The sequence below is a fragment of the Pseudomonas sp. NFPP04 genome (assembly GCF_900113815.1).
Classification (GTDB): Bacteria; Pseudomonadota; Gammaproteobacteria; order Pseudomonadales; family Pseudomonadaceae; genus Aquipseudomonas; species Aquipseudomonas extremorientalis.
Map to the genome: position 1 here is coordinate 150,421 of NZ_FOQS01000012.1, position 19,622 is coordinate 170,042.

Consider the following 19,622-nt stretch of genomic DNA (forward strand, 5'->3'; position numbering starts at 1 on the left):
GAAAGGCGTTCTCAAGTTGTTTTGACGCCCTGGCAGCGCCGTTTTACTGGCGCTTGCGTGCAAGCCTCTGGCGAAATCTCCTAAGGCTTTGTCAGGGAAACAAAAACGATAGTGGCTATTGGCCTTTACGTAATAAATAAAAAGGTTCGCCAATCAGCCTCATTCTACTAACCGGCCACGGCGGCACCCTCCGCCCTGCTCACGTGTTGATCACAATCGTCTTGGCCAACATATCGCCCAAGCGACGGCGCAAACCGAACAGTGCAAAAAGACCGTCCAGAACACTGAACAACAGCTTCGGCACATTGCGCAGAAACGACTGGAACAGCGTGCAGTTCGTAGGATACGGGTAACCCACCACCGCCGTGCGGCACACCCGCTTACCCAGACTCTGGCCGTTGGGTAACGCATCGCAAAACAAAAAGTACCCGAAGGCTGAAAACAACAGCACATAGCGCAAGCCTTCAAACAACTTCGGACCTGCCACCAAGTGCAAATAGAGATACGCGTAGTCCAGATTGCGCAGCAAAAACAGCAGGAAAAACACAACGGCCATATCAATGAAATAGCCGAGCAAACGTCTGAACGGGCTGGCGAGATCCCAGGTTTGTGTGGCCGATACTGAATCGCTCATGACGTGCTTACCCCCTGCCGTTGTCATAAATATCCGCCAGGCCGCGCACGCTAGTCAGGTTGCCGGTCTGTATCACGATGGTCTTGGCGAACATGTCGCCCAGGCGGCGGCCGATGCTGGCCAGAATGGTCGGGCGTTTAGCGGTGTTGCTTGCGTCCATGCGGTGTTGCTCCAGCTCTAAGAAGGAAAATTGGTGTCGACAAAGTTTCTGGCAAAGTCTTCGGCGTTAATTGACACACCGGCCTGGGCGAATTTTTCCGAATTTGTGCGCCACACATCTCTGATTTTTTCCTCCAGCGAGGGCGGAAATTCCATCTGAGAGGCAACGACATCAGACCAACTGCCCTGCGTCCCATACAGCTCGTGCAACTTGGGTTCGAGTGCCGTCAAATCGGCGCGTTGCTGGTCGGACAGCGCACCAATGGCCGACAGGACGTAGCATTCAAGAAGTCGGAGAAAGGGCTTTCCTGCATATCGATTCATCATCAAAAACGCTCAATGAACATTGAAAAAATCAAAAGGACAAACCGACTGCCTATCCAAGCCCAGCCAGCTTCAAGGCGTTTGCGGCTGCTTTGAATCAGCGCAAATTTGCTCCCACCCTTTTTCAATCACACCCGTGTACTTGCCGCACGATGCCCCTTTTAACTGCGACTCCATAAAATCGCGTTCCGGCTCGACCCACAGCAGGCCAACCAGATAGGTCGCACCCGCCGCAAGCATCAGCAGCGCCACTGTCCGAGTCAACATAAACCGGAGCGTGGCTGCGGCAGTGCGAGACCGCTCAAACACAAACGCGAACAACAGGCCAATGCCGCACCACACAAAGGCGCCTGCCGCCACGCCCAGCATCGACGAACTGCGATCGAGATAGAGCCAGGCCACCATGAATGCGCTGGCGCTGCAGCACATCACCAGCAGGCACAGCCACTGCACAACCCGACACGCCCCACTCGAAAGGCTCATGGGAACGTCGTCCCGATACGCGCCCGCTCATTTGAGAACCAGATGCCCGTCACCTTGCCCACCACGTCCTTAACCGCGACCTGGCCCATGAAGCGGCTGTCGTTGCTGCTCCGGCGGTTGTCGCCCAGCAAAAAGAGGTGCCCTGGCTCGACCGTGACCGGTGCCATTTCAAGGGATTCAGACCCTTTTACGCGGTCGGCCGGTGCGTGAAACAACCCGAGGTTTTCGCCGTTGTGGATCAGTTCACCGTTCACCAGGGCTAACGTATCCCCGGCAACACCGGCCACACGCTTGACCGCTTCGGTGCCATTCCAGCGGTACACCACGATATCCCCCACCCTGGGAGGACCGGCTCGCAGGTCCGTCAGGATGTAGTCGCCAATGGACAACGTCGGCACCATCGATCCGGATGGGATGTAGTAATTCTTGAACCCCAGCACGGGTACCCGCAATACATCGAGCATCAGTACCGCAATCACCATCACCCCGACGTAAAGAACGTGGAAACGCTTTCGTGGCACATTGGACGGTCCGTTGTAGCGACGCGCCAGCACGGCGGACAGGGTGGCTGAGCCCAGCTTGACGATGATCAAAAAGGCGAATAGCCCATAAAGCCCAATGGGGGTAGCAACCAGACCCAGCGCCCCCAGCAATGCGAAACCGCCGTACAGCAATACGGCGACACAGATACCCCACTTGATACGGCCGACATACACCAGGCCCCAGCCGGCCACCAGGCAGGACATGAGGAACGCCAGGAGCGAGCACTTTACGGATTTCATTGATCATCCTTGTGGGGGTAAAAAGCATCTATAAAACAAGAAAATCCGCGGTTCAACGAACGTAGGACAACCACAGGACAACGCCTAGAATATGCACGCGCTGGCTTATTTGAGCTCTTTCACCAAATACCCACTGGAGATCTGCGTAATCCCCGTGAGCGCGCGGCGTAACGCCTCGGGGTCGGTGCGATAGGTGAGCGGCGTGTAGCCGTAGACGTTCTGGCCATTGAACGGCGTGACCGCCTCGCTGGTGCGCCAGACCATTTCATCGCCGCGATTCATCTGCGCCAGCACATTGAGGGTGGGGTACACCACACTGCTGAACCCTTGGGTCAGGCGAAAGCCCCACTCGGCCACGGTCAGCTGGATTTGCGCATCGGCGGGTTCGTCGTCACCCACCACTTTGAGGGTTGAGGTCTTGCCCAACGCATCGATAAAGCTCTGTTTGAGCAACACGCCCAAATCGATTTTTTCAGCGTCCATCACCGTAAGGATCGCTACCGGCGTCGGCATCTCGGCCAACTGCCCAAGTTTCATACCACCTGCAAACCCGGCGCCGCTCAACGCCGCCGTGCCCAACCTGGATGCACCGCTGGCCATGCCAACGCCCGCGCCAAGCCCGGCCCCCAATGCTGCGCCCCAGGCTTGCTCACGGCCCATGTAGACCATCTGTTGCGACTCCCACTTTACCGGCAGCACCTTGACCGTCTTGATCTGGGCGCGGTGTTCGGGCGTAAGGGGATGGCTGACACAGCCGCCGAGGATAAGGGTGGTAAAGAGGATGAAGAGGAGGTTTTTCACATCAGTCCTTGAAGGTTTGCGCAGGGTGAAAAATGACGGCCTGCCGGACCTGGAGCCCGGCAGGCTTCAACGGTTTAACTCACTTGCTTTCTTTTGCCACGGTGCCCAGCGACGCATCCTTGACCAGGTAACGGCCTTCGAGGTCGCTCAGCACTTTAAGGCTGTTGCGTGCGATGGCGAAGCCCATGTCGACTTCCTGCTTGAGGTAAACCACCTGACCCGCCTTGACATCAATCGGCATGTCCGCCCAGTTTTCAGCCTTGGAGCTGATCACGTGCTTGCCCGGTGTCACGAAAAAATAGATGTACTGGTTACCGCGGTTGTAACCCATCTCCGAGTCGGCTTCCTTGTCATCCAGGAACACGTTGAAGCGAACCATCATCCCCACGTTGCTCGGACGCACCACATACACCAAGCCTTTATCGGCGACAGCAGCCTTAGGCAACGAATAGTTCGCCACATCGGCCTGCATCTTCTCCACCGACGGCGTCGAGGAACAGCCAAACAGAGTGACGAGGGACAGAGCAACAGCGGCTTTGCAGAACAACTTGATCATGTATTTCTTCCTTGTGGGTAGCGGTGGGGCAGTTTCGAAAACGCCGACGACGGCCGGTTCACCTTTTCCTGATGCGTTTGGCCATCGCCAGTGTGTCGGCAGTGGGTGGCGTTACATGAGGCATTGTGCCATCACTGCGATCCCGTGTGCGGTTTTGTACAAAATGTGGTCTGGCCCGGATTTTCTCCTGATCGGCAAGTAATTATTAAATGAGACTGTCCCCTTTTTGCGGAATTTGCCGCAGAGGCCACTTAGGTGCCCTTACCGAAATCCAATAAAAACCCCGATAAATAAATAACCAATGACACGCTCGCCAAGGCTGCCCGCCCTGCGGGGTGTGCATTGTTACCTAAACCACCTGGGCCAATAGAGACCCAGCCACCTCTCAGATAGGCGAATACTGCTTGCCCAAACCACAGTTGAAACATCAGCGCACTGAAAAATGGCCTTGTGTCACCCCAAAAACGAAGAAAACAATTGAGTAACGCGGCGATCAGCAGCAATGCCGCCAATAAATACCGATATTTGTACAAGGCCGACTTCATACTGACTCCCTTGAAAGTACCGAAGGAAAAATAGGGGGCAGACCACTATTCTTCTTTAGTAAAATGCCTCATTTACCAGCTCAAGCCATACCGAGGAAGCATGCTCTTTGATTCCCAGCGATGCTAAACATAAAACAAACACCTGAACACCAGCTTCCGGATCTGACTCATAATCCATTGAGACCTCATGTAGGTTGCCCGCAACAATCATCAGCTGTTCAAAGGAGTCAGCCATTGGCCTCAACGTCAATTGCGGGCCAGAACTGATATCCAGAAAATACACCTTACCTTCATCAACAGTGTTTTTCCGCCCCAAACAAATGATATTGGCTTCCCATCGTGCAACTTCAACGACGTTGTTATCCGCATAGAATTCAAGCCAAGGATTTTCAGGACTGCTGTTTGCCTCTATCAGGCTCAGCCGCAACTCACGCCGCCCATAAGGGACAGGCCATAAGTTCAATTGGCCGATTGAAACACCGAGCACCTGCACGCGTTCAAGCAGCGCAAGATAGCTGCTAGGGAAATGTTGCCCATTCTTTCTCAGCACGGATAAGTAATCTTTAGAATACCCAGGAGAACACGGTTTTATTTCTGACGAGATCGCAGGGAGTTTCGCCGCCATTTCTTCTGAATACTTTATTAACCCCTCTAAATCATTAATCATTACGCGACCTACTGACCTGAGAAAATAGGGGGAGAAAATAGAAAGGAGATAGGGGTCAGACCTGCAATATACATAAGTGCACTAATCGTGTTCTGACCCCTATTCCCCACTGACCCCTATTCCCCATGATCCCGATTGCGCACTATAAATCAAGCCCATATAGCCCGCTCAAAAAATCAGAAAAATTTCTCGACACCAGTGTCATATTTGAATCATCGGGCTTTGTCCCGTCACACTTTTCTAATTCATGATCCCAAAAATAGACCTTGCCTCTGCCTTCCCCTTTAATACCCAAGCAAATTTGATTGCCTCCAGGGTCGCATGCAATTGCTATAAACCCCTCGGGGATACGCCCTCTATACACGTTTAAATTTCTGACAAAATCATATGTATCACTTCTATTCAAACCGTAAAAACGTTGAACAGATGACCCATCCTCACTCTCCATAAAACGGAAACTATCTGGTTCAGGGTAACCTCCTCCGTTTTGAGATAAGAACAGATAATATTCTCTAGGCAACGTCACCCCAATAAAACTCTCTAGCAATTTCATCGCGTCATCCGAGATGGAATTTCCAGGTTCTATTATTTCAAACATATCAATAAAACTCCTATTTAAGAAAAATAGGGGTCAGACCACCAATATACATTGGTGCACTAATCGTGGTCTGACCCCTATTTTCCATGCGGTAGAGGCATGTTCCATAACGTCCCCCACGGCCTTCAACGCTTGCTTGATTTGACCATAGGTCGTGCCTGCCGTCTTTGGTATCAATTCCGCAGGGGGACTAATGACTACCATGTCATCACGTTCAACTTCTCTGAAATAGGCCCGACGAAACGCTGCCTCGCTGGCTGCCCAGTAAAAAGAAACTAATCGGAGTTTGTCTTGACCATCCTCGTTAACGGTGTCGGCCAAGCAGAATTGATTATCGCAAGTTCCATAAACACCCTCATCGATGAGTGAAAGTGCCGCTCCGGATGTATCAAGGACATCACCTGCTTTTTGCTCAAGCAACAACGACCAAGGAATCATCACCACACCCTCCAGAATTATTGCGGCCATTTGAGTATTTTGCATTCGATCCTGCCAGCCTTGAGCACATTTTCAGCCGCTGTTTTATGCGGTCCCTCTGGTATTTTTTTACCGAATTAGAAAATAGGGTTCAGACCACCAATATACGTTTTAGCAGTAATCGTGGTCTGACCCCGAGTCCCCCGGCGACCTCTTCCACGTGATGACCAATGACGGTATTGAGCACCAACTGGCGTTCCGATTTCCCGGTAGGCCGGGCCTTGTAATTAAAGGGGACAGATTTATTCAATAGCTTACCGATCAAGGCCCCAGCTAAATGAATCGTCCCCTTTTTGGGTTGGTCATGGGGTTCAGTACCCCCCGGCACTGACATCCGCAACCGACAACCAATAATCCACTACTGCATCGAAGCCTCTGTCGTTGGCCCGAGCCTGCAACGCGACAAGCGCCTGCCGCGCATCGGTTATCGACCAGCCCGTGGAGTTCAGGCTCAGCCACGCATAGTCCAAGCGGCCGGCTTGCAAGAAGCTCTCAAACAACGGCTTTTTCTCTCGATCAGGATCAAACCACGCCGGCAATTGCCCTCCTGTCGGCGGGGGCATATCCCGATCAATGATTTCGAAGGAACAACTGCTTTCCCACCATGGCCGGCCAGGGTCGGACGGGTTGGGAAAGTCTCCGGTGTAGGGCCCCGCGTCTTCAGCCATGCTCTCCAGCGGCGTCTCTTTGCTAAACAATTCGACGTTGGCGAAGCCTTGGGGATCATCACCGGTTTTCAATGACTGCGCTTCTAGCTCCTCCAGACAATCAAGCCCAACCGCTTGGGCAAATTGCTCAAGCTCTGGGGTGACAGCATCTTCGACACTGATGGACATCATAGCCAGAACACCCATCAACTGGGCAGGCGTGCGGGCAATCTCGATCGTCATATGCTCGGCGGCTACATACATCTTGACGAAGCAGGGTTCACGGTCGACAAACCAGTGCCTCCAATAGCCAATATAGGTCGGCCGCGATCCATCGCTCCACAGCGGGATCAACGCCGGCGGGAACCCGTACCATTGCGCTGGGGCATCCAGCGTGCAGATGGGCGGACGGATGCTTCCATCCGCGCAGGCATCCAGCACGGCGGGCAATCCTAAGGCTTCAAAGGTCTTCTTGAGATTCATATCTTCACCGTATTGGCGCCAGAGGCGTCGACCACTCAGGGATATCTATTCTATGCAACGGAGAAATTGGGCCCACCCAGGGTTTGGAAGTTGAACTAGTTTGCTGGTGTATCAGTTGATGAGCTTCGCGCGAAGGTACGGGTACTAAATGCCGTGGGTCAACGATCTGGGTCGGGAAATCTGTCTTACCGAAGTTCCAGTGGGAAAAATAGGGGTCAGACCACTATAACTTCTTAGTTTAACTGTGGTCTGAACCCTATTTTCAAAAAATTAAAGGGAACAGATTTATTCAATAGTTTACCGATCAACACTACACCTTAATAAATCCGCCCCTTTTATCCAATCACGATCAACCTAGTAAGATATCCTGCGTATCAACGGCCTCCACAGAACCATTAGTGACTAGAACCCCCAAGCCAAGCTGGGGATCAAAAGTCGCATCAAAAATAAAACCAATTTGACGCATTCCCGCGTCAAAGGGAGACATTACTTTAATACACTTCAGATTAACCAAATCCCGCATATTATCAATTGCATGGACGTTGGGGGCTTTGACATCAACCTCATCAGCATCAAAGCCCTCTCGGTATTCCTCAGATCTACATATGTAATAGCTAAAGATAGCTTTTTCTACGGCCAAAGAGACGGCAGCTTTATTTGAATTAAACTCTCGAAACGCAAGCCTCTGAATATCAGAGATAGAATCACCATCAAAAGTTTGGACGATGAGTTCAACCTCACACAAACGTCCAAAAATAAACACTTCACATAATCCTGTCCAAGCTTCGTCAAAATGCAGCTCACCAAAATCTCTATCTGATATAACTGTCATTTCTTAAGCGCCTCCAGCAAACTTTTCTCAGCGATTTCGCCAAAATGGCCATATTTCACACCAAAACCCATCGAACCGACCTTGCCAGTATGGATAAACGAGGGCACCAACTGCAGTATTCGCATATCTTCAACCTCAGGCCACGTATATTTCTCTTCTCTAATAAACCGAGCCACATCGGCTTCTTTAATACCCAGTTGACTCGCCAACATTTTGTTAAAGACCGAAAAGGGGACAGATTTATTTAATTAAAAGAGGACTCAAAAATCAAATAAATCCGTCCACTTTTTTCTATTAAATAAATCTGCCCCCCTTTTCTCCTCCTTTTCTCCTGAGAGAACCAATTGAAGCGGCGTTATCAAAGCAACAGCTTCAAGGAGTGGCGAGTACTTTCTTTGTGGCGTTTAAGCCTGGAGTATTGGCGCAGTTGCACAGGTAGACCGAAAGTAATTAGAAATATTGGAGCATGCTCTGCGTGATGAAGTGCATCATCAGGCGCATAGCTTGGAGTAAATTTGTGGGGATCCCTCAGGGTCTGCCCCCTATTTTCCTGACCCCTATTTTCTCCTATTTCATCCTCGACCTTGTGTGCCTGTCACAGACTTCGGAGTAGTTAAGCATCACCGCATTAACGTCATTTACAACACAATTCCATTTTTTGCCAAACTCGTACGCCAACCATAAATACATCTCCGTCGAGCCTTTCGAATGACCCAACTGCATCTCGATCATTGACTGAGGAGGGGCACCCAACAATTTTTCCCAATCGAGCATATCTTGCGAGTCATAAAAATTCATGAATTTTTCGGAGTTGAGTAATGAAATATACAAAGTGGCCTCGTCCCGATTCAATACTCCACGATTACGTTTTCCGACACTAACGACTCCGCCTATAGAGTGGATAAAATCAGCAAACGCATCTTCATCAATTGCCACATCCGATACAATTGAAGCTGAGTCACTCACGATTACAACCCTCCTTTTTTGGCGCCATACTCGAACAGTTCATCGACACTATTAATTACTTTAACCCCTACCTTTTCGTAAGCTTTGATCTGCTGCGGCTTAACCACGTTCGGAGCAAAAAGTATGACCTCCTTACGGTCAGGGTTGAGCATAGTGTTATTTTGTAATTTCTGTAACTGTTCGATTTTTCCAGGCTTCGGACTGCTGGCAATTTCAATGATAAAGCGAGGTGTTTCAGCATCAATCTCGCCAATGCCAACAGGCTTCCCATCAACAAAACCTGACCTGAATTTGCTTTGATAATCCAAAAGCATCCCTTTTTCGCTCAATGCCCTTCCAACTTGCCCCTCTAATACCTCTCCCATCACATTTGATTTAAGTGCCCAGTCAATTTCATTATCAAATCTTCCCGGAACAACCGTAAGAGGTCTCCCGGCCAGGCCGGCTTCGCTATCAACTGTGCCAGCCCAATTTTTGCCCACACTCAGCTCACCGGACTTAGCTGAAGCCTTTGTAGCTGCTCCCAATTCTGCTGCGCCCTCAGCCCCCTTGGCTAACCCTCCTACGTTGCCTACCGCACCTGCTCTGCCCGCAGGAATCATCGCCAACGCAAACTCAGCAGAACTCTTTGCCGCCAACCTGGCCCTGGCGACTTCATCGCCTTGGAGCAGATACAGGAAACCCTGCGCTTCGTCGTGGGTATCAGCCTCTGGTCCACGCCCAGATATCAAAGCGACTAACCCATTGGCCATTCGCGAGCTGATACCGGGGAAGTCGGTAACAAGGCCCGTGCCAAGCGCCCAGACCCCACGAGCCGTATTCGCTGCCCCCTCACCCAATCCCTGGGGAATTCCTGTTCCTGCGCCCTCCAGCAGATCGCCAAGCGACGAGTTATAACCAAGGTTTTTCTGATAAAAGTCGTGTTGCTGGTTCACGACGGGATCGAACTTGCCGACTAGGTACTCTTCATTGATCTCAGATTTGTTGTAGCTGCCGGAATTATTGACGCGATAGTCCTGAAGTAAACGAACAGTTTCATCAGGCGTGTAAGTCTTTTTCGCACCGGCAATAACCGGTACGTCACCCATTTCAACCCGCTTGCTGTAGCTATCCCCTAAGGGCGCTAGCGCGATCCCCAGGTATTTGAGTGTGAGTGGATCCGGCTGATCCTGATGAGCGCCAACAACTTTGTTCCAAGTCGCATCGACGTAGTACACAAGCCCTCTGGCCAAGCGCTGCTCAGCCTCGGCCGTAGTGATCCCGGCCGCAGCCGCCAACGCACTGACTTGGGTTTTCAGCGCCATAACTTCCGCAGGGTGCATTTGCCGGTTGAACATCTCGACTTTCGCCGCACTGTTCGCTCCGACTGCAGCCCCGGACAGGCCAGCACCCGAGCCCGCCCCAGCGCCGATGCCTGTAGCGATCAGCACGGAGATGGCGTCTCGGCTTTGTCGCTCAACAATGGTGTTTTTCAGTGCCTCCGTGACGATAGGCGTCAAGGTCGCAGAAGCTCCTGCGCCCAACGCTCCGCTCTGCACACTGCCACTGGACAACCCCATGGCCGCGCCTGCCAGCGCGTGCAACATCACACGCGCCGCACCGCCTTCAGCCCAAGCTGCCCGAGTGGCCGCATCTGCCTTCGGATCAGTCGCACGTGAGTGGGCGTAATCACCAATTTTATTGAAGATATCGCTGGAGGCCGTGTTAGCGACAATACCCACCGTCGTTCCCACAGGTGCACCACCCAGCCCTGCCGCAATCAACCCGGTGGCAATGTCTGCCATTAACTTCTTGTCGCCACCAACCTGCCAGCGCTTGGCTTCCGCATAAGCGGCATTCGCTGCGAGCACCGTTCCAGCGGCATCCGGCGAACCGGCTTCGGTCTGGGTTTTGGCTTTATCGGCCAGTGCTTTCGCCTCATCCGCCTTGGCTTTGCCCACCGCACTAATCACCCCACTGGCCAACTGCGCCGAGCTTTGGATCAGGTCAATACGCTCTTGCATGGCCTTTTCATCAGGCCGGTCGAGTTTCTGATTGGCATTGGCGGTATCGCGATTTAGCCCCACCAGGTCATTGGCGCCTTCAGCACTGCGAACCACAATCGTGCCTTCGCTGACCGCGCTACGGGTGTAGCTATGGTCTTTTTCCTTGAGCGCTATCGGGATGCTGCCGCCCATCGAGGCACCGCTGGTGCTGCTGGACGACACCGAAATACCGGCAGACTGACTTTTGATTTCGCTGACATTCTTGATGTCGCTGACGATCAGGCGGTCAGTGCTGAGCCGGTTCTTATCAGCTGACGCTTCACTGGCAATCACCGCACCTTGCAGGGTGGTGTTCTTGCCGACATTGATGTCGTAGCCGCCCGTGCCCGCATACAAACCGCTCTGGTCGATCACGCCCTTGTAGTCGCTGTTCATATTGGCGGCGGCAAGGTTCGCCGAGCCCGCTACGGTAGAGCCGTAGCAGAACGGCGGGATGCAGATACTCGCGCCGAAGCCTGCGCTGCTCTGTCTGCTGCGCGACGACTCGGTGTCCTGGAGGGAGATGATATTGAGGTTGCCGCCAATATCTGCCTTGATACGGTCCGCACGAACCTGGGCGCCTTTGAGGGTGGTATCGCCACCGCTTTGTAACAACAGGCTGCCTGTATCCAGGGTGCTGTTGACCTGAGTGACGGAGCCACCGTTGCCATTGTTCCTGGCCCCCTGCGCACCGAGGTCGAGGGTGAAGCCGTTTTGCTCGCCAATATTGAAGCTGGCACCAATAGCGGTTTTATTTTTCGACCCTTCGTTTTTGCGGTCGGTGGTGTTTTGTGCGCTTTGCATCAACACATCGTTTTTGGCTAACAACAAGGTGTTGGCGGCTTTCAAGCTGCTGCCGGTGATCTGGATATCACCCTGAGTACCCGCCGCTGCGCCCGTGGCAACGATCGACAAGTCTTGCCCTGCGTTGAGCGTGCTCTGCTTGGCGGTGACGCTGTTGTATTCGCTGCTGTTCTTGCTGCGATTATTAGCCAGTTCAGTACCGATCTTGATCAGCGAACCGTTGCCGGGCGTGCCGCCGGTTTTGTTTTTAAAGCCGGAGCTTTGCGCATTGGCGTCCGAGGCCTGGCCGTTCAGGTTGTAAGCGGCGAGGGCCGCCTGGGCGATTTTGACTGCCTTGAGTCGTGGGTCATCAGCACTACGGGCCGCTTTGACGGCGTCGCGCATGCTGGTGGCGGTGTCCACCACCGAGCCCGCGATCACCCGCCCAACCGCCAAGCTTTTTGAGCTGTCCTTACTGGTCTGACTGGCCGTCTCCATCCCCGAAGTAACGGTGACATTCGCCCCACTCAACTCCATGTTCTTGGTGCTCACCAGATCACTGGCCACCACCTTCAACTCACGCCCCGCCGTCAGCGACACATTGCCCGCACTCGAACCAATGGTGCTGCCGGTCAAGGTCATCTCATTGGCCGTGCCATTGTGCTTGGAGCTGTTGATGTACAGCTTCTGGTTGCCGGTCATGTCGTCCAGACCGAGCTTGTTGCCGGTCAGCACGCCGGTGAGGTCGCGGTTTTTTTCCTTGTGCATGTCGGTGCGGGCGAAGGTGTTTTGCGCCGCGTCGACGGTCAGGTCGCGGCCGGCCTGGACGGCGAGGTCGCCGGTGCTGACCAGGTTGGAGCCGGTGACCGTGGCGTCGCGTTTGGCCGCGACGGTGACGGTTTCGCCGGAGACCATGCTGCCCAGGGCGGTGGTGCGTTTTTCGTCGACTTTGTCCTGGACCTTGCTCGACTTCAGGCCGCCCCAGCTGCTTTTGCTTTCTTTGCGTTCGTGGCGGGCGCTGTCGGCGTTGCTGACGGCGAGGATGTTCACGTCTTGGCCGGCCACCAGTTGGGTGGCGCCTTTTTCAGCAGTGACAGCACTGCCAGCCAACAGCAGGTCTGCACCCGCGACGACGGTGCTGTTTTTGCCAGCGCTGACAAGGCTGCCGACGTTGTTCACGGCATCGGTTTCATCCAGGCGGAATTTCTTGCCCTGGGAGGTTTTCTTGGTCTTGCTGTAGAAGCTGTAGTCCTGGTCTTGCGCGGCTTTGAGCTCAAGGTTTTTGCCGGATACCAGGTACGCCTCGTTGCCGGCATTGACTTGGCTGGCGACCAGTTGCAGGTTCTGCCCGGCACTCAGGGTGGCGTCGCCGCCGGCCTTGATCACGCTGGACACTTGCTGCACGTGGTCTTCGATGCTCTTGACCTTTTTTGTGTTGCCCGTGGAGTGCTGCTCGTTGGCCGCCGCAACAGCGTTGAAGTCGCGGGTGGCAATCAGGTTGGCGTCGCGCTTGGCCTCGACCTGGCTGGCCACGGCGCTGATATCGCGCCCGCCAATCACATGCAGGTCGCGGCCAGCGTCGACCACGGAGCCTTGCTGGGCAATGGTGGTGAAGCTGGAGCGGTTGCCGATGGCGCCGCTGTCGAGGCTTTTCGAGGCGGTGATGTTGATGTCGCCCACGGCCTTGACCGTGGTGTCGGCACCGCTCTTGAGTACGCCGCCGACGTTGTTGACGTTGCCGCCAGCCTGCATGACCAAATCGTTGGCCGATTCGATGCGCGCGGCGCTGTCGACGAAGTCGCTGCGTTCGGTGCGGTAGCTGCTGGCGCTTGCGTGGGTGGTGACGCTGCGTTCGTTGAGCAGGTCGGCGCCGGCGGCGAGGTTGACGTTACCCGCGCTGATCACACCGCCTGCGCGGTTGGTCAGGTTGTTGCCGCTGAGCAAGTCAAGGCGGCCACCGGCTTCCATCAACCCACTGGTGGTGAGGTTGCCGCCAGCGTTCGCCAACAGGCTGCCGGTGGCACGCAAGGTGCCGGCGTTGTTGAGGTTACGGCCGGTGATCAGGTTGACGTCAGTGCCGGAAATCAATGCGCCGTTTGGCGCCAGGCGGTTGCCGGCCTGGGCGAGGTACAGCACCGGCACCAGCACTTGTTGCCCGGCGACGGTGGCGTTTTCCAACCACACGATGTCGTGGGTCAGGGCGGCGACTTGTTCGGCGGTGAGGCTCACGCCTACGGACAAATTCAGCGCGCTTTTGCTGCCGATGGCGTTGTCCATCAGGTGCTTGAACAGGTCGGCGTCGCTGGTCTGGCCGTCGATGAAACGCTGGCCGGTACGGGCGAGCACGGCTTGCTGGATCAGGCGCTGTTCGTAGAAGCCATCGCCGAGGCGCTTTTGTGCGGTGTCGGGGTCGTAGCCGAGCTTGGTCAGCATGTAGTCCGAGCTCATGAACTGGCGCATGTCGGTGAGCAGCGGGTTGGTTTCGATCAGGTACTTATGCGGGTTGGCCGCGAACTGGCTGGTGGGCAGGCCTTTGGCGCCATCGCTGTCGCTGAGATGAAACAGGCCGTTCTCGCCAGTGGGCAGGTCGAAGCCGGGCAGGCCCAGCGGGTTGACCTGTTGCTGGGCAACGTCCGGCGGCAGTTGCGGGTTGAGGCTGACCAGGGTCGAGTAGCCCGGCGAATTGGTGTTGGCACCGCTGCCGACGTAGGTGTAGCCACCGCGCACGACGCTGTTGTCGATGCCGGCCTGGGCCTTCACATCCACGCTGCCGCCGGCCTGGATGACGGCGGCGTAGCTTTGGTCGGGGACCATCAGCTGGGTGGTTTTGCGCAGGTCGGTCTTTTCGCTCTCCATTTTGCCGATGAACGACGCCAGGCCGGCTTCGACGCCGGTCATGTCCTGGCCTGCCGAATAGCGCTGGGTGAAAGCCGCTGCCTCGCGGTACCAGCCCCCCGGCTTACGCTCGCGTTCAGAGGTAAAGACACGGTCGTATTGGGTGTCGTGGGTTACCAAACCAATGTTGGTCAGTTGGTCGACGCGCACGGTCATACCGCCACCGGCGGCAATGCTACTGCTGCTGTTGAGCAGCTCGCCGCCGGTGAGCAGCATGTTGCCGCCCGAGGTGATGCTGGACGCTGCCGTGGCCTGGGTGACGATGAAGTGATCACGCTGGGTAATCAGGAACGGGCGGTTCTGCTTGGGGCCGTCGCAGTCGCCACCGGTCACGCCAAAGATGCAGGCGGTGGGCGTGATGGAGGCGCTGTAGATGCCGGACTCGGTGTTGAGCACAGTCCTGATGTTCTGGATCGTGCTGGCGGCCAGGATCAGGTTGCGCTCACTTTCGAGGGTGCCCGAGCTGTTGATGATGCTGGTGGCCAGGCCACCCTGGCCGTCGCGGTCGACGCGCAAGTTGCCCATGGCGTAGATCGTGGCGCCGAGGTTTTTCAGGCGGTCGACCTTGAGGTTCAGGTCGCCGCCGCTGAAGATCAAACCGTGGTCGTTGAGCAGGTTGCCCAACGAAAGATCCAGGCTGCCCTGGCTGGCGACGCTGCCGCCCACGGTCCAGTCCTGGCCGCGGCCAACCAGGGCGCGGGTGCCGAGCAGCTTGCCGGTGGCGGTCTGGTTCAGGGTCCCGACATTGACGGTCAGGCGCCCGGCCTGGATCGCGGTGCTATTGGTCCAGTTGGCTTTATCGAGGGTCAGGTCGCCGTTGGTCACCAGGCTGCCGCCGACTTCGTCGAGGCTGATGCCACTGAGGTCAAGCACGCCGGTGCCCACGTGCAACACCTTGCCGCCGGTGTTCTGGAAGCGGGTGGCGGCGAGGCTCAATTGATCGTTGGCGGTCTCCAGGCTACCGCTGTTGTTGAGCAGGCCGCCGATGGCGTAGCGGGTTTTGCCGCTGGTGCCCAAGGCGCGCATTTGCCCGCTGTTGTTCAGGCTGGCGGTCTCGACATCGAGGGCCGTGGCGCTTTCGATCAGGCCACGGTTGGTCAGTGCGCCATTGAGGCCAACGTCGATGCGGTTGCCGGCGATCTCGCCGCCGTTATCCACATTCATACCGGTCAGGTGCACACGATCCCGGGCGAACAGCGCACCGCTGCCGTTGTTGAAATCCGTGGCGTCGATCTGCGCATCACCGGCTTTGGCGGCGATGCGGCCACCGTTGTTGTCGAGGGTGCCGGCGGTGATGGTCACGCCAGCGTTTTCACTGTGGATCAGGCCATTGCCGCTGTTCTGCAACAGGCCGCTGGTGGTCAGGACCAGGCCATCGTTGGCGGCCAGGGTGCCGTTGCTCTGGTTGTCGACGCTGTTGGCGAACACGGTCAGCAAGCCCTGGCTGGCGAGCTTGCCGCCCTGGTTATTGATGTGCGCGGCGCGCTGGATCAGCAACGGCCCGGCGCTGGCCAGCTTGCCGTTACGGTTGATCAGGTCGCCGATCAGATCCAGGGTGATCGCCCCACCGCCGGTCAGGCTACCGGCGCTGTTATCCAGGCTATTGCCGTTGAGGGTGAACGCACCGCTGCTGTCGATGATGCCGCCCTGGCTGTTGTCCAGCAGGCCGCTGACGTTGAGCGTCTGTGCGCCGTCGCTGAGCAGGCGACCTGTGTTGCGGTTGTCGACACTGGCGGCGGTGATGTTCAGCGCCTGCTTGGCGCTCAAGGTCGCGCCCTGGTTATCCAGACTTTGCGCAGTAGCGGTGAGGCTGCGATTGGCGATCACAGTGCCGGTGTTGGTGATGCGCTGGCTGTCGAGGCTGACGTCGCCACCGGCATTACGCGTGTTGTCAGGGTTGACCCCGGCTTCGATGATGCCGCTATTGGTCAATTGGCCGTTGCTGGCCAGGGTGATGCTGTCGCGCGCGGCGAGGGTCTTGCTGTTTTTCAGGGTGCCCTTGGTCTGTGCCTTGAGGGTGGTGCCGGCGTAGACCGCGCCCTTGGTCTCCAGGCTGGCGGCCTTGATGTCCACCGCACCGCTGGCGGCGGCCTGGGCCATGCTCAGGTGGCCGTTGGCATCGAGTTGAATGTCGCCGCCACTGGCGGCCAGCGTACCGTCGAGCTTCACGCCCACACCGGCTTCGGTGCCCACCAGCTTGATCGCGCCGGCGTACATGCCGCCCAAGGCCGACGAGTCAATCGCCAGCTCCGGCTTGGCACTGCCGTCATCGGCACGGGCGGTGGTTTTCAGGCTTTGGGCATCGACGTCATTGCGCCCGGCGATCACCGTGAGTTGTTTTGCGTTGATCTGCGCATTGATCTTGGCCGAACGGGTGATGATCTCGAAACGGTCGACGTTGCTCGCGTTCAGGCCTTTGCCGTCGATGGTCACGGCGCCGCCGTCGACCTGATAGCTTTTCAGTTGCCCCGCCTGATCGATCACCGGTTTACCGGTGGTCAGGGTGACGTTGGGGGTGTTGATGAAGCCGCAACCGTTGCAGCTGATGCCGTAAGGGTTGGCGACGATCACCTTGGCCGACTGGCCCGCCACTTCGGTGTAGCCGCGCAATTGGCTGGGGCTGCCGCCTTTGACTTCGTTGAGGATGACATTCGCCGCACCGCCCTTGAGGTTCGGGTTGCCGACAATGATCCCGCCCAGTTGCGTGCTTTGCACAATGCCGTTGGCGTTGTTGAGGATCACGCCGTTGGGGCCGACGTTGTAGTCCTTGAACTGGTTGTGGGACAGGCCGCTGCCATTAGGGGTGGCGATGTTCACCACCGGCACGCCGTTGCCCGCCTGGCCGACCGTGGTACCGGGGCCACTGACCACGATGCCTTCGGCGCTCGCCAGCAATGGCTGCCAGAACAGCGCGTTGGCCAGGATCAAGGCCAGGCCGCGTTGGCTCAGGGTTTTCAGGGCAGTAACAGGGCGAACGTCCATATTCAAAATCTCAAAGCAGCGGGCGTTGAATTACAGGTAGAAATCCAGGCGGAAATAGATCGGCGCTTCGCGCTCGGTCATCACGCCAGGTCGCTCCAGGGAGTGGGCAAAGGTCACGCTGGTGCTGACGTTTTTGCCGCGGGCGAACAGCTCGAGGGAGTTACTCGACACCCGGCCGTGCTGCTCATCGTTGTAGCGATCGTGGCGAATCACGCCCTGGTCATAGCCGACGCTGGCGCCGTATTCGGCAAAGGCCGGGCGCATCCAGTCGAGCGTCACCGGGCGGGCCCAGCGCACTTCGTTGCGCCAGTAGCCGCCGCTGTCGCCGGTCAGTTGCTGGTCCTTGAACCCACGCACCGAGTACGAGCCGCCGAGGCTCATGCGTTGCGCCGGGTACAACACGTCTTCACTGCGCTGCCCGGTGGCCAGGCTGGAAAAACTCAACGATTCGCCCCACAGCGTGAAAGGTTGCAGGTAGCTCAACGTGGCGGTGTATTTGCGGTAGCGCGGGGTTGGGGTGAGGTTGCCGCGGATACGTTCCTGGTCATCCTTCTGGGCGTCAAAGGCACCGGTGCCGTTCTGCATGCCGACATCCAGGTTGACGAAGGCGCTGCCGATACGGCGTCCATGGTTGATGCCCACCTGGAACTCGCTGAGGCGGTTGCTGCTGACGTCCAGGCGCTCGTCGTTGAAGTAGTTGTTGGTGCGTAGATGGGTCAGGCCGACATTGACCGAGGTCTTGCTCACGTCATCGCGATGCACCACGCGCTCGGCACGCAGCTGGTGGTTCTGGCTGTCGCCTGTCTGCTTGTACTTGTAGCCGTCAAGGTCGCCCGGCGTGCGGTAGTCGCTCTCGCTGTAGGTGTAACTGAAGTTCCACCAGCCCCACGGCACGTTGTAATACAGCATGCTGTTTTTCGAGGTTTTCTGGTGGTCGCTGATGGCGTCGTGACCACCGCGCAGGATCAGTTGATCGGCCAGGCCCAGGGGGCTGTCCCATTCCAGGCCTGCGCCCCATTGCTGTTCGCCGGTGCTTTTCTGCCCGTCGTTGTTACGCGACAGGCTGGCGCGCCAGGGCTTTTGCGGGGTGTTCTTGACCAGCACTTCACTGCCGCCGATCTGGCTGCCGGGGGTCAATTCCATCTGCGCCTGCCTGGACGGCAAGCGGCTGAGCTGGTCGACCAGTTGCTCGACCTCCCGCAGGTTCAGCGCCTCGCCGACCTTGCCAGGAAACGCCATGGCCAGTTCGCGGTCGGTGACGGTGCTACCCTGCGCGCCTTTCAAGCCTTCGAGTTTGCCTTCCACCACCAGCACCTGCAGGTGGCCACTGGAAAGGTCCTGTTGCGGCAGGTAGGCACGGCTGGTGACGCGGCCCTTGGCGATGTAGTAGTCGGTGATCACCTTGAGCAGCTCATTGAGCTGCGCCACGCCCAGGCATTGGCCGATGTAGGGTTTGAGCAGACGCGTGCGGTCGGCGCCGGACAGGCTGTCGGCGCCCTTGAGTTCGATGTCTTTGATCGGGAAGCAGCGGGTGTCGACCGGCGTGGCCGGGGCCTGGGGCTTTGCTTCTTTGCCAGGCAGGTCTTGGAGTTCTTCCAGGCGCCGACGCTGCTCTTCCAGAAGACGGTTCTGGCGGTCGCGGATCAGGTCCTGGTCCCCTGGCGTAGGGGCGGCCATGGCACTGTTCAGGCTCAAATAAGCGAGCACGAAAGTGCACAGAAAGTACCGAGTCCGTGGCAATAACAAAGACATGTTCGATCCGTCGAAAATCAAGGGCCGGCAAACTAACATCGAACTTGCACCAACTCAAAAGACCGAGCTAGTTTCACATTCGTACTAGTTATTCACGCAAGCATTTGATTAATAACAACTAAAAATAATCAATCAGATGAGCGGGCTGTCATCGGAAGTATTATTCCGACCAGCGGCAGCACTATTGATCGCGATTCATCGGAGAACTTAGAAATTGCCATTAATTGGCCAT

At 56.5% G+C, this 19,622-nt stretch carries 17 protein-coding genes; all 17 read right to left on the reverse strand.

Annotated elements, in window-relative coordinates; all coding sequences use genetic code 11:
* Positions 1 to 199 precede the first annotated feature (199 nt).
* Positions 200 to 661, reverse strand: coding sequence for an RDD family protein (locus BM017_RS23020; protein ID WP_256575666.1), 462 nt, complete (start codon positions 659 to 661; stop codon positions 200 to 202).
* Positions 642 to 794, reverse strand: a complete 153-nt coding sequence (locus BM017_RS29180) for a hypothetical protein (RefSeq protein WP_170856110.1) — start codon at positions 792 to 794, stop codon at positions 642 to 644. Before BM017_RS29180 ends, BM017_RS23020 begins: the two co-directional genes overlap by 20 nt.
* A 17-nt stretch (positions 795 to 811) precedes the next feature.
* The gene (locus BM017_RS23025; RefSeq protein WP_092248709.1) at positions 812 to 1,120 is read right to left on the reverse strand and encodes a hypothetical protein; all 309 of its coding nucleotides are present in this window, start codon (positions 1,118 to 1,120) and stop codon (positions 812 to 814) included.
* Between the two features lie 69 nt (positions 1,121 to 1,189).
* A complete protein-coding gene (locus tag BM017_RS23030) occupies positions 1,190 to 1,600 on the reverse strand; it encodes a hypothetical protein (protein WP_256575665.1) in 411 nt (136 codons plus the stop codon).
* Positions 1,597 to 2,382 (reverse strand): signal peptidase I, encoded by a 786-nt coding sequence (gene lepB / locus BM017_RS23035; RefSeq protein ID WP_092248712.1) that lies wholly within the window; start codon positions 2,380 to 2,382, stop codon positions 1,597 to 1,599. Before lepB ends, BM017_RS23030 begins: the two co-directional genes overlap by 4 nt.
* Positions 2,383 to 2,487: 105 nt before the next feature.
* On the reverse strand, positions 2,488 to 3,183 hold the full coding sequence (locus BM017_RS23040) for a hypothetical protein (protein WP_071493221.1): 696 nt from the start codon (positions 3,181 to 3,183) through the stop codon (positions 2,488 to 2,490).
* 79 nt (positions 3,184 to 3,262) lie between these two features.
* Positions 3,263 to 3,655: a DUF2846 domain-containing protein gene (locus tag BM017_RS23045; protein ID WP_170856112.1), complete on the reverse strand. Its 393-nt coding sequence runs from the start codon at positions 3,653 to 3,655 to the stop codon at positions 3,263 to 3,265.
* A gap of 335 nt (positions 3,656 to 3,990) precedes the next feature.
* A complete protein-coding gene (locus BM017_RS23050; protein ID WP_092248715.1) occupies positions 3,991 to 4,284 on the reverse strand; it encodes a hypothetical protein in 294 nt (97 codons plus the stop codon).
* A 55-nt stretch (positions 4,285 to 4,339) separates the two neighbouring features.
* A complete protein-coding gene (locus tag BM017_RS23055; RefSeq protein WP_139216873.1) occupies positions 4,340 to 4,951 on the reverse strand; it encodes an SMI1/KNR4 family protein in 612 nt (203 codons plus the stop codon).
* Positions 4,952 to 5,093: 142 nt separating this feature from the next.
* Positions 5,094 to 5,549 carry an SMI1/KNR4 family protein gene (locus BM017_RS23060; protein ID WP_092248721.1) on the reverse strand — a complete coding sequence of 152 codons (456 nt, stop codon included), beginning with the start codon at positions 5,547 to 5,549 and terminating at the stop codon, positions 5,094 to 5,096.
* A 33-nt stretch (positions 5,550 to 5,582) separates the two neighbouring features.
* On the reverse strand, positions 5,583 to 6,032 hold the full coding sequence (locus BM017_RS23065; RefSeq protein WP_092248724.1) for a hypothetical protein: 450 nt from the start codon (positions 6,030 to 6,032) through the stop codon (positions 5,583 to 5,585).
* A 305-nt stretch (positions 6,033 to 6,337) separates the two neighbouring features.
* Positions 6,338 to 7,156, reverse strand: a complete 819-nt coding sequence (locus BM017_RS23070) for a hypothetical protein (protein WP_071489610.1) — start codon at positions 7,154 to 7,156, stop codon at positions 6,338 to 6,340.
* 349 nt (positions 7,157 to 7,505) lie between these two features.
* A complete protein-coding gene (locus BM017_RS23075; protein ID WP_092248727.1) occupies positions 7,506 to 7,988 on the reverse strand; it encodes a DUF6985 domain-containing protein in 483 nt (160 codons plus the stop codon).
* The gene (locus tag BM017_RS23080; protein WP_092248731.1) at positions 7,985 to 8,200 is read right to left on the reverse strand and encodes an HNH endonuclease family protein; all 216 of its coding nucleotides are present in this window, start codon (positions 8,198 to 8,200) and stop codon (positions 7,985 to 7,987) included. Before BM017_RS23080 ends, BM017_RS23075 begins: the two co-directional genes overlap by 4 nt.
* A gap of 355 nt (positions 8,201 to 8,555) precedes the next feature.
* Positions 8,556 to 8,954, reverse strand: a complete 399-nt coding sequence (locus BM017_RS23085) for a hypothetical protein (RefSeq protein ID WP_092248735.1) — start codon at positions 8,952 to 8,954, stop codon at positions 8,556 to 8,558.
* 2 nt (positions 8,955 to 8,956) lie between these two features.
* Complete coding sequence (locus BM017_RS23090) at positions 8,957 to 17,638, reverse strand: two-partner secretion domain-containing protein (RefSeq protein WP_256575662.1); 8,682 nt, start codon at positions 17,636 to 17,638, stop codon at positions 8,957 to 8,959.
* A 30-nt stretch (positions 17,639 to 17,668) separates the two neighbouring features.
* Positions 17,669 to 19,390, reverse strand: coding sequence for a ShlB/FhaC/HecB family hemolysin secretion/activation protein (locus tag BM017_RS23095; protein WP_092248738.1), 1,722 nt, complete (start codon positions 19,388 to 19,390; stop codon positions 17,669 to 17,671).
* Positions 19,391 to 19,622 lie beyond the last annotated feature (232 nt).